Raw genomic sequence first — 14434 nt, 5'->3', positions numbered from 1 at the left:
AGCAACTTCAGGGACCACGCCACCGAATAATCTATGAAGGTCAACCTGGCTTGATACAATGTTGGAAAGTATCTTTTTCCCATCCAAAAGCAGGGCAATCGATGTATCATCGCAGGAGGTATCTATCCCAAGGATAAGCATATGATTTAGCTGTTAGCTGTCAACAGTAACTATTCTCGTAATAACCAAGTTCCAAGCACCAAATTCCAAACTTTTACTGGATACTGGCTTTTCACAATATCATATCTCTTTCCAGTCAATCTTTATCTTCTCTTTATTTCGTAGTCCTTCCATAAAAGATTTAAAAAATTCTTCCCTGGTTTTTGTGAGCAGATATCTCCTGTATGCTTCCTTCTCCTTTTCCCAGACACTCTTATCGGGGAGTTTCTCATCTTTAAAGTAAAAAACATAATATTTCCCGGAAACCTCCACAGGTTTTTCATATACCGGATGAGTTTTTGAAAGGGTTAACACGCCCACATGTTCCTTCGGTATCAAGCCTATTCCGGGAATGTTGTAAGAATTCCGTTGTATAAAACCTGTCTCCTTCTTAGAGTCTAAAAGTTTCTGGCTTATTGCTTCCCCTGCCCTTACCTTCGCCAGGGATTTTGCCTTCTCATTGACAATTCTTTCTTTAATTGTCTGTATAGCTCTGCCCTTATCGATCAATTTCCCCTCCTCCATATCAACTAACTGAAATATATAAGATTTCGTATCAGCTCTAACAGGCAATGAAATATCCCCCTTTTTTAACCCCTTAAGCCATTCATCAATCTTTAAATCCTTGAATCTCTTTAAAAGCTCGCTCACCTTTATATCTCCAAGGTCTATTACCTCTATCCCTTTCTGTTTCCCGTAAGCCGCTATATCTTTAATCTTTAAAAGGTCTAAATAGGCAACATCGTCCCTAACAGAACTTTTCTCATCAATTAACAGATATTTTAACCTGTAGACATTTTCCTCCTTATGGATACCTTTTTCTTTTTCATATAAGTCTGTAAGCTCTTTCTCATTTACATTCACATGACCCTTTAAAGCTGAAGGATCGAATTGAATAAAGGCCAGGTTAATCTTACCCTTTTCCTTTATATAACCCGCCCACACATCGGCTTCATTCAAAAACATCCCATTATCGTTAATAATATTTACCATCTTTGAAATAGTTAAGGATACTCTTTCTGATTCTTCAAACCTTTTTGGGTCAATTCCATTTCTCTTCAGGACCTCCACATAAACCTTTTCATTGAACTTGCCGTCCCTTCTAAACATCTCCATATTAGCGATATAATTGATAAATTCTTCCTCAGAAGTTGTTATACCCAGTTCTTTCGCCTTCTTGATTAGTACGTATCTATCGATTATTTCATCCATTGCCTTTTCTTTCAGTTTCAGTTCTTTCACAACATTTTCATCGAACTTATCTTTATAAATCATTCTATACATGTTCAATAATTTGTTATACGTCTCCTGATACTCAGTAAAGGAGACCTTATACGGTCCAACCTCTGCAATTACTCTCTCACCAGCCCTGAAAGAACCAACACCCCAAAAGATAAAAACAATTATGATCAACCCAAACATACCTTTTACCAGATACCCTGTTGCGTGCTTCCTCATAAATTTTAACATCTGCACTCCCTAACTCTATTGATTTTAATTCCTTAAAATAGTATATTAAAACTCAATTTTCAATATCTTTAATTATGAAAGAAGGGATAAGGAATGTTTGAGTCATTATTTGGTTTCTTTTCAAAAGATTTAGCGATAGACCTTGGAACAGCAAATACACTTGTGTATGTAAAAGGAAAAGGAATAGTCTCCAACGAACCGTCTGTGGTGGCCATTCATAAAGACGCAAGGGGTGTAAAAAAGGTAATAGCAGTGGGTGAGGAAGCAAAAAAGATGCTTGGTAGAACCCCTGGTAATATTGTAGCCATAAGACCTTTAAAAGACGGTGTAATAGCCGATTTTGAAATTACTGAAGCAATGCTCAAATACTTCATCCGGAAGATACACAATAAAAAATCCTATGCAAGGCCAAGGATCGTGATATCTGTGCCCTCAGGCATCACACCCGTAGAAAAAAGGGCGGTAAAAGAATCAGCGGAATCAGCAGGGGCAAGAGAAGTCTATCTCATAGAAGAACCTATGGCAGCAGCAATAGGCGTGGGTCTCCCGATAACAGAGCCAAGCGGCAACATGATTGTCGACATAGGGGGCGGGACAACAGAGGTGGCTGTCATAAGCCTCGCAGGTATAGTCTACTGCAACTCGGTGAGGGTTGCAGGAGACAAGATTGATGAGGCCATCATCCAATACGTGAAAAGAAAATATAACCTCCTCATTGGCGAAAGAACTGCGGAATTGATAAAAATAACCATTGGTTCTGCTTACCCTTTCCAAAATGAGGAAGAGCTAACTACAGAGGTTAAAGGCAGGGATTTAGTAGGAGGCATACCTAAAACATTGGAAATTTCATCGAAAGAGATCAGGGAGGCCATAGCAGAACCGGTAAATTCAATAATAGAAGCCGTCAGAATTGCCCTCGAGAGGACCCCACCTGAACTTGCTTCAGACATTGTAGATAAAGGCATTGTAATCAGCGGAGGAGGGGCTCTGTTAAAAAATCTGGACCTTCTTATAAAAGAAGTGACCAGGTTGCCCGTCATAATTGCAGAAAATCCACTCACCGCTGTTGTGGAGGGAGCAGGTAAAGTCCTAGATGAAATGGGTCTTCTTAAAGAGATTGCAACTTACTCTTAAAAAGTAGGGAATTGAAAAACTCTATCGCCATAATCATAGCCATACTAATACTTGTAATCTCATTTTTTGCATTTACAAACACTCCTGTATTCGTAAAAGGTTATTCAAAAGTAAAGGGTTTCGTTGCTGAAATGGCCGGACCTGCCTTAAGGCTTATAAGCAAGCCAACCTATTCTTTGCGGAAGATGTTTGAAGCTTATGCAAATCTTGTAGATGTGAAAAGAGATAATCTTGCATTAAAAAAAAAGCTTGAAGCATTTGAGTTAGAGAATCAAAAAATCCCAGAACTCGAAAAAGAGAACAAAAGGTTAAAAACCATTCTGAATCTTACGGAACAAAACCCAAATACTATGATAGCCGCAAGGGTAGTAGGAGAGGACATAAAGAACTGGTTTAAATGTATCATTATAGACAAAGGGAGGAATTACGGCATTAAAGAAAAAATGCCTGTGATTACCCCAAAAGGGATTGTGGGGCAGGCAGTGGAAGTGAACAAATGGCATACCAAGGTTATGATAATAAATGATACAAATTCATCCATTGATGTATATATAGAAGGGAAAAACACAAGGGGCATGCTTGAAGGCACAGGGCAAACAGTACTCAAATTGAAATACGTATTGAAAAATGATGAAGTCGAAATCGGCGATAGGCTTGTAACATCAGGGAAAGACAGTATATATCCAAAAGGGCTGCCAACAGGCATTGTGATCACTGTGAATAGAAATAAACCGGGGATTTTCTCTGATATAGATGTCATGCCCTTCAATAACTTTAAAGGATTAGAAGAAGTACTGATAATTAAAAAATGATAAAAATCTTTGTGTATATATTAATCGGGACATGTTTGATAACACTCGAGTCCTCAATGCTTTCCTTTCTACCAATAGAGTTTTTCAAACCTGATTTAGGTATCCCATTAATCATATATGCTACACTCTTTCTGGGCCCTCAAGGAGGGTTGATAATATCCCTCTTGATCGGTTTAACCCAGGAGATACTATCAAACTCTCCACACGGTGCTATATTGTTTACAAAGATCTCCATATTTCTGATAACCACATTTTTAAAAAACAAAATATATATAGATTCCAAATATAGTTTTTCTTACGTATGCAGTGGCTTTGTAGTACTTGAGTCCTTTTTATTTCTCACACTCTCCCTTCTTGCCAGGGGTGAGACAAGTAATATTATAAACGTTATGTTTTATACTATCCCTAATGCAATATTTACTGGCTTCTTTTCAATTTTTATTTTTTCACTTGTAGAATACCTGAACGTTAAATACCTAAATGAGGAATAGACAATATAGAGAATATATGAAGGAAGAAACCCCTCCCCTTAATAAGTATAAGTGGTGCAGACTGATACTGATCATTACAATAGCAGTCCTCTTAATAAGGCTTTGGGATCTCCAGATTATGAAGGGCAGCGAAATGAGAAAATTGTCAGAGCAAAACCGTATAAGGATTAAAAAGGTTGTTGCTCCAAGAGGCGTAATCTATGACAAAACAGGAAAGGTAATGGCTGATACACGACCTTCTTTCAACATGTATGTTACCCCTGAAGATATTAAAGACTTTAACCAAACAGTAGATGGCCTTGCAAGGCTTATAAATATTGATAGGGAAGAGATTGTAGATAAGCTGAAAGCAGCGAGCGGTTTCCCCCCGTCTTTTCCGGTAAAGATAAAATCAGATATTTCAATGGACGAGGTTGCCAAAGTTGAAGCAAATAGAGTGTATCTTCCGGGTGTCAGCATTCAAATAGAGCCAAAAAGAAACTACCCTTATGGAAAAATGGCAGCCCATGTACTTGGTTATGTTTCAGAAATCAACAGTGAAGAGTTAAAAAGCAAGGGATATAAAGACTATTCTCCGGGTGATTTTATTGGTAAATATGGGTTGGAAAGAAATTATGAAAACTACTTGAGGGGAGTAGATGGTGAAAAAAGGGTTGAAGTTGATGCAATTGGCAGAGAGGTGAGAACCCTCGACGTAAAAGAACCTATCCCAGGAAATAATCTATATTTAAACATCGATATGGAAATACAGACTCTTGCAGAAAAGGCGCTTGAATCCAAAAAAGGGGGATGTATTGCATTAGAAACAAAGACCGGAGCTGTAATCGCCCTTGTGAGCAGGCCCTCTTTTGACCCCAATAAATTTTCGGCAGGCATTACAAAAGAAGACTGGAAGGAGGTTACAACCGACAAAACACACCCCCTACAGAATAGGGTCATACAGGGCAGGTATCCACCAGGGTCAGTATTCAAGATAGTATTGGCCCTTAAAGCATTAGATGTTGGAATATTAAACGAAAGAACAAATTTTCTGTGCAGGGGTAGTTTCCCCTTTGGGAACAGGGTCTTTAAATGCTGGAAAAAAGGTGGGCATGGCAATGTGGCTATACACAGAGGGATAGTAGAATCCTGTGATGTGTTTTTCTACAATGTTGGAGTGAGGCTCGGTATTGATAGAATTCATGCAATGGCAGACTCGATAGGACTTGGAAAATTAACAGGCATTGATTTACCTGGTGAAAAACAAGGGCTTGTACCTTCTTCAGAATGGAAGAAAAAAACCTTTGGAGAACCATGGTATGAGGGAGAAACTGTATCTGTTTCCATAGGCCAGGGTGCAGTCTGGCTAACCCCAATAGAACTTGCACAGTTAGCCTCATTTGTAGCCAATGAGGGTGTAACCTTTACACCACAGATAGTAAACAAAATTGTCTCACCGGAAGGAAAGGCAATTAAGGTTTTCGACCCTGTTATGAACACCAATGTAAAACTCAAAAAGGAAGTTATAAATACTGTTAAAGAAGGGATGAAGGGTGTAGTCAACGAACCAAGTGGTACAGCCTATGGATCTCGCATTCAGAATATCAATATGAGTGGAAAAACAGGAACAGCCCAGGCCGCCTCACTGGAAAAGGACAAACATTTAGGTGACCATGCATGGTTCATAGCCTTTGCACCTGCTGAAGCGCCTTCCATTTCAATATGCGTACTTGTAGAACATGGTGGACATGGCTCTTCCGTTTCAGCTCCAATTGCAAAAATTATTACAGAAAACATCTATAAAACTAAGGTAGAGATAAAAGAGGCAAAAAATCCATGATGAGAATAGATAAAAGAAGGCTGTATCATTTAGACTGGTATCTCATCATTAATGGATTAGCCTTATTTGCAATAGGTATCCTGAATCTTATAAGTGCAACAAGTTCCTTTTATAGCGGTTCTTATAACTATATTATGAAACAACTCATAGCATTTTTGATAGGGATTATTTTGATTTTCGTTATTATATATTATGATTACAGGGTTATTGCAAGCCATTCAAAGTGGTTATATTTGTCAGCGTTACTATTTATTGTACTTGTTCTTGTTATAGGCATGATAGCAGGCGGAGCAAAGAGATGGATAAGTATCCTCGGCATCAATTTTCAACCCTCAGAATTTATGAAACCCATTCTCGTACTTTATCTTGCCAATAAACTTTATGAGAAAAAAAGAGATAATATACCACTCGGCCTTAAGGATATCTCACTTCCAATATTTTTAACTATGCTGCCGGCTATCCTTATAGTTAAACAACCAGACCTTGGAACAGCTGTAATCATCGTATTAACATGCCTTGCAATCCTGTGGTTTGTTGGTTTAAAAAAATCCACATATACCCTCCTTATTAGTATTGGGGCTTTATCCCCCTTTATACTATGGGAATATCTTATGAAACCCTACCAGAAAATGAGGATATTGAGCTTTATAAATATAGATGCCGACCCTTCAGGTTTTGGATATCACGCAAAACAGGCAATGATTGCTGTTGGTTCTGGAAAGTTCCTTGGAAAGGGGTATATGGCAGGGACTCAACATAAACTCCAGTTTATACCTGAGCATCATACCGATTTCATATTCACTGTTTTTGGGGAAGAGTGGGGATTTGTGGGTTCAATTGTTCTATTCGTACTATTTATATCTTTTATCTACAGGTGTCTTAAAATTTCTCAAACCGCTCATGATGAACTTGGTTCAATCATCGCCTTTGGTATGGCCTCTATTATTTACCTGCAATTTACCATAAATGTATTAATGGCCATACATCTTGCCCCTGTTGTTGGAATTCCACTCCCATTCATCAGTTATGGCGGTTCATCTTTGGTGACCATGCTTGTATCGGTGGGAATTCTTCTCAACATCAGTATGAGAAGATATATGTTTTGATACAAGCTATTCTAAAATCACCCACGAATCAAGCATCGCCTTTGCTATACCAAGGTAAGTTTCATAACGTTTTACAGGTGATACATAAATCCAGACATGAAATACCTCTCCATCGTTCCGAAGAATTATAATCATCCACTGTTTGTATCGTTCCCCCTGTAATGTATACTCAGCCATAAATTGTTTGCCCGTTAACGTAACCCCATCTTTCTTATATACAAATGGTTCCGGATGATAGATTTTCGCATCCTGAGCTGTTTTTAACTGCTTTTCGTACTCTTCAATGATTGCATCAATATCCTTATACTGGCCTTCTTTATGCTTTGTAGAAAGCAGGTTGTGAATGCTTACTTCTGCTTCTTTCTTCCAGCCAAAGATTACTGTATGCGTAGACTGTGTTGTATAAATCCAATCGGCAGGATATTCTATTGTATACCCAAATCCTTTTTCCTGAAATACCTTTCCTAAAACCTTACCCGTATCCGCTGCATATATGGTACTAATACTACTCCACACAAAGGCTATACAAAAAAACATTATAATAATTCTTTTCATCGTGCAGCCTCCTGAATATTTTTTTCTATCTTACCCATTTCAAACCCTGTTGGTTTAACCGATTGCCAATTATTCATCACATTATTTCTTTATGGATTCACTGGTACCCACGCTTTATGAGCAGGTACCCATTTACCGCCAATCCACTGTCCAGGAACTTCAATCCATTCACCCGGAGGATTTTTGCTTTCACTCCCTTGGGGAGCCGCATAGGCTGCCTTTGATCTCTGTGCTGCTTCTATCTTCTGGTTTGTTACATCCTGGTCTACTGCATTACCAACAATTCCCCCTGCAAGCGCACCAACAGCAGCACCTATCAATGTTCCTGCGGTATTACCACCAATTATCTGCCCTGCAAGCGCACCAAGACCTGTGCCAATAGCTGCACCCTTCTGTGTATTGTAACCCGTAGATGTACATGAAAAGGTTAAAAACCCCATACTGAGGACTAACATAATTAAAAACATCTTTTTCATATCATACCTCCTTTATATATATTACCTTTTTCCTCTGGCGTCACCACAAAAGTTTTAAGTTTTCCCCTTGTCTTGCCCACAAATAGTAGCTCATCAGTTAAAAGTTCCTTATCTACAGCAAAGGGAACGACAAAAACCATATGGTCAGCCTCGCTTCCCTGAAACTTATGGACTGTCAGGGCATAAGCAAGCTCTATCTCATTCTTTTTAAAAAGTATCTTCTCCCCTTTCGTTCTAACAACTGCATGTTCATCTTCTTTTCCTTCCACAATACCCGTTTGCCCGTTTGAGGCAAGAAACTCGCCATCTATATATATATTCTTCGTGACAATCACCCTATCGCCTGTTCTTAAAGGGTCTCCCCCATCGGGGTTTAATGCCCTTTGGAGTATAAGATTCAGTCTTTTCGTCCCGAGTGGGCCTGAATGAATGGGCGTGATTACCTGAAACTCCTTCCCTTTTTTCTGAAGGAAAAGGGCTATCTTTCTTATCATGGATATAGCCGCCCCTTCATCCTTTACGGGTATCTCTTTCACATTGGAATCAAGGTCTCTAAATGTTATATTGCAAGACCCCATTGGCTCTTTTGCGTGCGGCTTTGCCCTCGCAGATCAAGGGGCAGACACGCGGCTCATTCAGGACTATTTAGGGCATAAGAACATTCAGCACACAGTCAGATACACTGCGACCAATCGGGCAAGGTTTGAAAGGTTGTGGAAATAGAAAGGGGGTGACTTTTGCTCTACAAAAAATCTGGTGTATCCCCGCCCGCTGTAACCGAGGCGTTCAAAACCTATTTCGAGCAACTCAAAAAGCTTGATGCGCGCGATGCAACAGAACACACCTTGCGCCCCCGCTGCATAATCTTTTGATCGCTCTGGCAAACCACCAAAATTCCAAAATCAACGTCATCCCTGAACCAAGGCATGCTGCGTCCGGTAGCGGCGCACCGGATGTAAAATTCAAGATTGGCGAAAGCATCCTTGGCTATCTGGAAAACAAGAAGATAGATGCCAATCTGGATCAAGTGCTGAAATCCGATCATATTGCGAAGTACAAAAAGCTATCAGGCAACCTGATCCTGACCAACTATCTGCAATGGGTCTGGACCAAGGATGGCGCGGTCATCGAGCGCGAAACCCTTGACTTGGGACAGACTGCGAAGGCGGAAGAGCGTTTCCCGAAACTAAGCCTCTCTATCCCTCTCAAAAATCCCTTGACAACCTATTGAGATAGCAGGTAAATGGAGAAATGCGGATCGGTAATAATGGAAAAAACTGATATTTCAAGTTCTGCCCCCATTGGGTTTCTCCGTCTGTCATCCACGCTAAGCATGTGTATTTTAGCACCACGGATTTACCCGTGGGAATCTATTATTATACTAATTTCATGGAAATATGGGAAGGGAGAAAAGTTACAGGGCACAAAACCGGATGAGCAAGATATTATGGTTGAAAATCACCTGCCGATATGACATAATCAGGTGGAAGCGGTAAAACGGGAAAGGTATTCCTCGCGTCTCTCGATTACATCAACAGGGGGAGATTACAGACCGATGATTCGAAGTCTTATATGGTTTTATATCTTTGGTTGCGTATTCTCTTCGGCAATATTCCTGAGGGCGTACCAAGATTTTGCAAACCTTACGATTGGTATCCTCCTCCTTGTATCCGCCTTCGTTGTATACAACAAGAGGAATGAAATAGAGAACTGGATCAACAGCAAGGACAAAAAGAACTACTGACGACCGTAATCCCACGGTCTGGCTGAAGGGATATCTCTTGACGCTCTTCATCTGATCCTGTCGCAACAACCTTAGCAAAAACCCCTTTCACTTAAACCCGAAGTTCTTTTGACAGATCTATTACTGGGGCTCACGTCCGTGAACTCGCTGATACATATATAATATACTGGGGCTCACGTCGCCCCCTCTGGCAGCAAAGCTACCAGAAACTCCCCTTCTCGCTCGTGAACTCGCTGATACATAACTCTTCGCTCTCTGCTCCCTGCTCTCCGCTACCGTTTCAAGCGGGTACCCGGCCTCAGACAGTTGAAATCGTTCTCCTTACGTTTTCCTAAGATTTGTTACCAAAAGCCCTTCGATGGCCGTTACAAGGGGTTTCTGATTTGGGCAACAGGCCAAAAATCATGCGGCCATAGTTAGTGCCTCCAAGATACCACCTTTTACAGTGTTGTATTGCATCGTGTCATAGGTTGGCGCTACTGTCCTGTCATCTGTTTCAGTATCCGCTCCAGGTTTTTAAGCTGTTCCCCGTAGCCCGCCCAGTCTCCCTGTTTCTGAAGTCCCTTGGCCCTTTCAAAGGCCTGGGCGGCCTCTTTTGCGAGGTCCTGGAGAGAGGCTTTTTTCGTTGTTGCTGGCACCCCGGCTGCCGGAGCAGTCTTTCTGCCGCCAAACAGCGCCGCCAGAGCCTGCTCGAGGTTTTCCTCCATGACCACATCGTTCTCATAGGCCACGATAACCCTCCGGAGTTCGGGCAATCCTCCCTTGTCCTCTGCAGCCAGATAGAGGGGCTGGATATAGAGGAGGGATTTTTCGATGGGGATGATGAGGAGTTTGCCCCGGATTACCTGAGAACCCCGCTGACCCCAGAGAGTGAGCTGCTGCGAGATGTATGAATTCTGGTCTATTCTCGCATCGATCTGTCGTGGTCCAAAGACAAGCCGGTCCCTCGGAAAGGTGAAAACAAGCAGTTTGCCGTAATTCGGCTCATCGCAGCGGGCAGCGAACCACGCGGCGAGATTGTCCCTCTTGGCCGGAGTATAGGGCACAAGGAGGACAAATTCTTCTCTCTGTTCCTCCGGGAGTTTCATGATCAGGTGGTTCGCGCTCATGGACTTTTCGTTATGGACAGGAACCTCCCAGAGGTCTTCCTTGTTGTAAAATACCTTCGGATCATTCATGTGGTAGGTAGCATACATAGTCGTCTGGACATTAAAGAAATCCCTCGGGTATCTCACATGTTTCTTCAGATCGTCGGGCATTTCCCTGATGGGTTTGAAAGCGCCCGGGAAGATGGCGCCGTAGACCTGTATGATCACATCGGAGGGGTCGCTGACATAGAAATCGACCTTGCCGTCGTATGCATCGATCACAACCTTCACTGAATTTCTCATGTAATTTACCCTGTTCTTCAGCGGCTTTGAATAAGGCAGGTGGGTAGACGCAGTATATGCATCGATGATCCAGTAGATCTTGCCATTATCCGAAACCACTACATAGGCATCTGAATCAAGGATCAGAAAAGGCGCAATGGTACGTACCCTCTGAACCACATTCCTGTTGTAAAGGATCCTGCTCTCCGCTGTAATCTCCGAAGAAAAGATAATCTTCGCAGTCCGGAAATAGGAGGCAAAGACTGCCCGCTTGAACAGAGAATCGAGACGGACACCGCCTGACCCCTTGTAAGAGGTATATATATTCCCCTCTGATGTAGGATAGCTGAATTCGGGAACCTTCGTATTCACAATGACATAGTCGCTTGTGAGCTCGCCGAAGTATATCTCCGGGGTAGTTATCTTTACACCTGCAGCCGAAGAGGGCGGGATATCCTTTATGATGAATTCAGGCAGGCCCTCCTTGGAAATCCTGCTTACAGGCCCCATGACAACACCGTTGCCGTGTGTAAAAACAAACTTCTCGTTGATCCATGACTTGCTGGGGAGATCATTATAGGAGAGCTCTCTGGCGGAGAGCATCACCTGCCGGTACTGCCCGTTAATAGTGTAGCGATCACTGTCGATGTCATTGAACCGGTAATAGGTCCTGATCTGCTGGAGCTGGCTATACGTCTTCAGGAGGGGCGATTCATCCCAGAGTCGTATATTTTTTATCGTTGTGTCGTTCTTTTGTATGTCTTTTGCTGTAAGGTTAAACGACACATCAAAGGGCACCATCTGCACGTTCTGGAGGTTATAGCCGTATTTCGTAAGCGCAATATGATGCTTGATGAAGGGCTCTTCCAGCGCCTGTTCATTCGGCGCCACCTTGAAACTCTGGAGGAGACCCGGGTAGATTGCCACCCCGAGGAGATACACCGCAACGAGGCCAATCACCGGATAGACGGTGATGCGCCATTTCTCCTTCAGGAGGGCACAGGAAACCACCATGCCTCCGATGACCGTCAGGGGAACCAGTATCCCCAGCATAATGAGTCGTGCATTCACATCGGCGTAACCGGCACCGGTAATTACAGTATGGGGGGAATAGAGCGTTCCAAATCTATCGAGATAAAACCCGAAGGCCAACTTTACGAAGAACAGAAAAATAAGGAGAGTCAAATGCTCCTTTGCGCGCTTCACGAAAGAAATTCTGTTGCCGAGCATAAGGAAACCACCCCGGGCAGCATATCCTGTAGCTACCGCAAGGGTGGTGATGAAAAGGAGGAAACCCACATAACCGTTCAGTGATTCATACAGGGGAAGTTTGAAAAGGTAGAAACTGAGATCCTTGCTGAATATTGGGTCAGTTGTTCCTGTATTCACACTATTGAAAAAGACAAGTACCTGTGCCCAGAGGCTGCTTCCCCAGAGTGCGCTTGCTATCCCGCCAAAGACAGCGACAAATAAACCAAGGAATTTGAATATTTTGTTAAATTTACCGGGATCAAGGGGCACCCTCATCTGACCCATGAACAGTATATCGATAGAAGGCACCTTGATCGTGGATGCAACAAAGACATTAGCAGCAAGAAAGAAAAAGAAGATAAGACCAAAGGCAAGACCTGTCAGTACCTCGGCGGACAGAACCTTCGTGAACATCCCCTCGTAGGTAACTTCACGAAAAAAGAGCCAGTCCACGTATACCCCGATCAATTTAGACGCAGAGTGGATACGAGTAACCCTCATGCTGCAAGTTGCCTCGCATAAAACTCCCGTTCATAGGCAGCAGGGGATAAATACCCCAGTCTTACCTGCCTGCGTTGTCTGTTGTAGAAAACCTCTATGTATTCTGTGATCTCCTTGATTGCCTCATCCCTTGCCGCATAACGTTGATGATAGACAAGTTCGTTCTTCATTGTTCCCCAGAAGCTCTCCATCGGGGCATTGTCATAGCAATTGCCCTTTCTGCTCATGGAGGCTCTCATATTGAACTGTTCAAGGAGCTTCACGTAGTCACTTGAACAGTACTGGCTACCCCGGTCAGAATGATGGATAAGGCCCTTGTCTGGCCGTTTGGCTGACACTGCCCGGATGAGGGATTGACTCACAAGACCCTTTGTTATCCTGGGACCCATTGCATATCCCACCACTTCTTTAGTGAAGATGTCTTTGTGGCCTGCAAGATACAGCCAGCCTTCTTCTGTGGGTATATAGGTAATATCACTGACCCAGATCTGATTCGGGGAAGCTGCTTCAAATTGCTGATTGATGAGGTTCTCTGCCACAGGCAATGTATGGTTTGAGTCTGTCGTTGCCTTGAATTTCTTTATCTGTTTACAGCGTATCCCGAACTTTTTTCTGAGACGCCTGATCCTTGAGATACCTACTTTGACACCATGGGCTGCAAGATCACGTTGCAATCTTTCAGGTCCACAGGTACCACGGGTTCTCTTATGAGCAGCCTTTATCTCAACTTCGAGTCGCCCTTCCTCCTGGGTTCTTCTTGATGGTGAACGACTAAGCCATGCGTAATAGCCGCTTCGTGATGTTTCTAATACACGGCATATAAGAGGTAGGGGATAGGTAAGTCGCAGTATTTTCATGATCGCGTACCTGGCAGCGACTCCTTGGCAAAGTACGCGGCTGCTTTTTTTAATATATCACGCTCCATCTTCAGTTCAGTTATCTCACGCTTGAGGCGGGCAAGTTCCATTTCTTCTCCGGTAACCGGTCTTTGTTTCCTACTGGTATCTAATGTACCTTCTTTCGCTACCTTAACCCAATAGGCTAAAGTTGACTTGGGGATTGATAATCTGCGCCCTACCTCCGGTATACCCAAACCACCTTCTGTTACCATTTTCACTGCTTCTTCTTTAAACTCCTTTGTGAATACACTTTTTGGAACCCTTTCCATTCTGACACCTCCGTCTTTGTATTTTACCTCAACTTTGGTGTCCACTAAAAGCATCATACCTCAATGAGTATAACTGTTTTTCCACTTCCGGCTACCCCACGGACCAAGTAATGTCCTTCCCCCAAGGTGCGTGCGAGACGTTCTTGCTCCTTATCCATCACTTGCACAATTTCATTATCGGTATACCCCCATCCGATACGGATCTCTGGGTAAAGGACTCTACGGATCTCATCTATCTGAAGCACGTTCATAGGGTCCCTTGGCGGCACCCAATCAGGGATCAAGCGGCGAAGTTGGAGGAGCAGTTGGTCAGATGCAAGGTCATCACCTGAAAGGATAACACCAGGCCCAAGCGTTTCCGCAAGGCTAGGACCAAAG

At 42.7% G+C, this 14434-nt stretch carries 16 protein-coding genes and 1 pseudogene; 9 read left to right on the top strand and 8 right to left on the bottom strand.

What is annotated here, in order from left to right:
• Positions 1 to 141, bottom strand: a 141-nt coding sequence (locus NTU69_05935; GenBank protein MCX5803060.1) for a tRNA (adenosine(37)-N6)-threonylcarbamoyltransferase complex transferase subunit TsaD, incomplete at its 3' end; no start/stop codon positions are given.
• A gap of 99 nt (positions 142 to 240) precedes the next feature.
• Positions 241 to 1629: a SurA N-terminal domain-containing protein gene (locus NTU69_05930; protein ID MCX5803059.1), complete on the bottom strand. Its 1389-nt coding sequence runs from the start codon at positions 1627 to 1629 to the stop codon at positions 241 to 243.
• A 93-nt stretch (positions 1630 to 1722) separates the two neighbouring features.
• Between NTU69_05930 and NTU69_05925 the strand changes: the two genes are divergently transcribed.
• The 5 genes from NTU69_05925 to rodA are packed head-to-tail and all read left to right on the top strand — an operon-like array spanning position 1723 to position 6991.
• The gene (locus tag NTU69_05925; protein MCX5803058.1) at positions 1723 to 2763 is read left to right on the top strand and encodes a rod shape-determining protein; all 1041 of its coding nucleotides are present in this window, start codon (positions 1723 to 1725) and stop codon (positions 2761 to 2763) included.
• 11 nt (positions 2764 to 2774) lie between these two features.
• Positions 2775 to 3575, top strand: a complete 801-nt coding sequence (mreC, locus tag NTU69_05920) for a rod shape-determining protein MreC (GenBank protein ID MCX5803057.1) — start codon at positions 2775 to 2777, stop codon at positions 3573 to 3575.
• On the top strand, positions 3572 to 4066 hold the full coding sequence (mreD, locus tag NTU69_05915) for a rod shape-determining protein MreD (protein MCX5803056.1): 495 nt from the start codon (positions 3572 to 3574) through the stop codon (positions 4064 to 4066). Before mreC ends, mreD begins: the two co-directional genes overlap by 4 nt.
• A gap of 16 nt (positions 4067 to 4082) precedes the next feature.
• Positions 4083 to 5885, top strand: a complete 1803-nt coding sequence (gene mrdA, locus NTU69_05910; GenBank protein ID MCX5803055.1) for a penicillin-binding protein 2 — start codon at positions 4083 to 4085, stop codon at positions 5883 to 5885.
• Positions 5882 to 6991 carry a rod shape-determining protein RodA gene (gene rodA, locus NTU69_05905; GenBank protein ID MCX5803054.1) on the top strand — a complete coding sequence of 370 codons (1110 nt, stop codon included), beginning with the start codon at positions 5882 to 5884 and terminating at the stop codon, positions 6989 to 6991. The genes mrdA and rodA overlap by 4 nt, the downstream gene beginning before the upstream one ends.
• Positions 6992 to 6997: 6 nt before the next feature.
• On the opposite strand, the gene NTU69_05900 is transcribed toward rodA, so the two are convergent.
• The 3 genes from NTU69_05900 to NTU69_05890 form a co-directional block, all read right to left on the bottom strand.
• Positions 6998 to 7546 (bottom strand): hypothetical protein, encoded by a 549-nt coding sequence (locus tag NTU69_05900; protein MCX5803053.1) that lies wholly within the window; start codon positions 7544 to 7546, stop codon positions 6998 to 7000.
• Between the two features lie 89 nt (positions 7547 to 7635).
• Positions 7636 to 8022: a YMGG-like glycine zipper-containing protein gene (locus tag NTU69_05895; protein ID MCX5803052.1), complete on the bottom strand. Its 387-nt coding sequence runs from the start codon at positions 8020 to 8022 to the stop codon at positions 7636 to 7638.
• Complete coding sequence (locus NTU69_05890) at positions 8019 to 8600, bottom strand: ATP-binding domain-containing protein (GenBank protein MCX5803051.1); 582 nt, start codon at positions 8598 to 8600, stop codon at positions 8019 to 8021. Before NTU69_05890 ends, NTU69_05895 begins: the two co-directional genes overlap by 4 nt.
• Positions 8601 to 8610: 10 nt before the next feature.
• Here NTU69_05890 and NTU69_05885 point away from each other — a divergent pair.
• The 4 genes and pseudogenes from NTU69_05885 to NTU69_05870 all read left to right on the top strand — a co-directional run bounded on the left by NTU69_05885 (position 8611) and on the right by NTU69_05870 (position 9766).
• A pseudogene (locus tag NTU69_05885) lies at positions 8611 to 8745 on the top strand (tyrosine-type recombinase/integrase).
• A 145-nt stretch (positions 8746 to 8890) separates the two neighbouring features.
• Positions 8891 to 9253 (top strand): hypothetical protein, encoded by a 363-nt coding sequence (locus NTU69_05880; GenBank protein ID MCX5803050.1) that lies wholly within the window; start codon positions 8891 to 8893, stop codon positions 9251 to 9253.
• A 12-nt stretch (positions 9254 to 9265) separates the two neighbouring features.
• A complete protein-coding gene (locus tag NTU69_05875) occupies positions 9266 to 9496 on the top strand; it encodes a hypothetical protein (GenBank protein ID MCX5803049.1) in 231 nt (76 codons plus the stop codon).
• An 81-nt stretch (positions 9497 to 9577) separates the two neighbouring features.
• Positions 9578 to 9766, top strand: coding sequence for a hypothetical protein (locus NTU69_05870; protein MCX5803048.1), 189 nt, complete (start codon positions 9578 to 9580; stop codon positions 9764 to 9766).
• Positions 9767 to 10242: 476 nt separating this feature from the next.
• Here NTU69_05870 and NTU69_05865 read toward each other — a convergent pair whose 3' ends face one another.
• From NTU69_05865 to NTU69_05855, 3 genes are all read right to left on the bottom strand, one after another.
• On the bottom strand, positions 10243 to 12888 hold the full coding sequence (locus NTU69_05865) for a UPF0182 family protein (protein MCX5803047.1): 2646 nt from the start codon (positions 12886 to 12888) through the stop codon (positions 10243 to 10245).
• Positions 12885 to 14056, bottom strand: a protein-coding gene (locus NTU69_05860; protein ID MCX5803046.1) for an IS3 family transposase whose coding sequence is annotated in 2 segments (ribosomal slippage) — positions 12885 to 13783 and positions 13783 to 14056 — 1173 coding nt in all. Because the reading frame shifts where the segments join, the coding sequence is not laid out codon by codon here. Before NTU69_05860 ends, NTU69_05865 begins: the two co-directional genes overlap by 4 nt.
• Positions 14057 to 14109: 53 nt before the next feature.
• Positions 14110 to 14434: hypothetical protein (locus tag NTU69_05855; GenBank protein ID MCX5803045.1), on the bottom strand; the 325-nt coding region annotated here is incomplete at its 5' end.

The organism is Pseudomonadota bacterium (assembly GCA_026388215.1).
Classification (GTDB): Bacteria; Desulfobacterota; Syntrophorhabdia; order Syntrophorhabdales; family Syntrophorhabdaceae; genus JAPLKF01.
The sequence above is the reverse complement of the archived record's forward strand: the minus strand, read 5'-3'. Positions and strand labels throughout refer to the sequence as shown.

Coding starts and splice junctions, on each gene's coding strand:
- NTU69_05930 (MCX5803059.1), bottom strand. CDS start 1,629: ATGTTAAAATTTATGAGGAAGCACGCAACAGGGTATCTGGTAAAAGGT.
- NTU69_05925 (MCX5803058.1), top strand. CDS start 1,723: ATGTTTGAGTCATTATTTGGTTTCTTTTCAAAAGATTTAGCGATAGAC.
- mreD (MCX5803056.1), top strand. CDS start 3,572: ATGATAAAAATCTTTGTGTATATATTAATCGGGACATGTTTGATAACA.
- mrdA (MCX5803055.1), top strand. CDS start 4,083: ATGAAGGAAGAAACCCCTCCCCTTAATAAGTATAAGTGGTGCAGACTG.
- rodA (MCX5803054.1), top strand. CDS start 5,882: ATGATGAGAATAGATAAAAGAAGGCTGTATCATTTAGACTGGTATCTC.
- NTU69_05900 (MCX5803053.1), bottom strand. CDS start 7,546: ATGAAAAGAATTATTATAATGTTTTTTTGTATAGCCTTTGTGTGGAGT.
- NTU69_05895 (MCX5803052.1), bottom strand. CDS start 8,022: ATGAAAAAGATGTTTTTAATTATGTTAGTCCTCAGTATGGGGTTTTTA.
- NTU69_05890 (MCX5803051.1), bottom strand. CDS start 8,600: ATGGGGTCTTGCAATATAACATTTAGAGACCTTGATTCCAATGTGAAA.
- NTU69_05875 (MCX5803049.1), top strand. CDS start 9,266: ATGGAGAAATGCGGATCGGTAATAATGGAAAAAACTGATATTTCAAGT.
- NTU69_05870 (MCX5803048.1), top strand. CDS start 9,578: ATGATTCGAAGTCTTATATGGTTTTATATCTTTGGTTGCGTATTCTCT.
- NTU69_05865 (MCX5803047.1), bottom strand. CDS start 12,888: ATGAGGGTTACTCGTATCCACTCTGCGTCTAAATTGATCGGGGTATAC.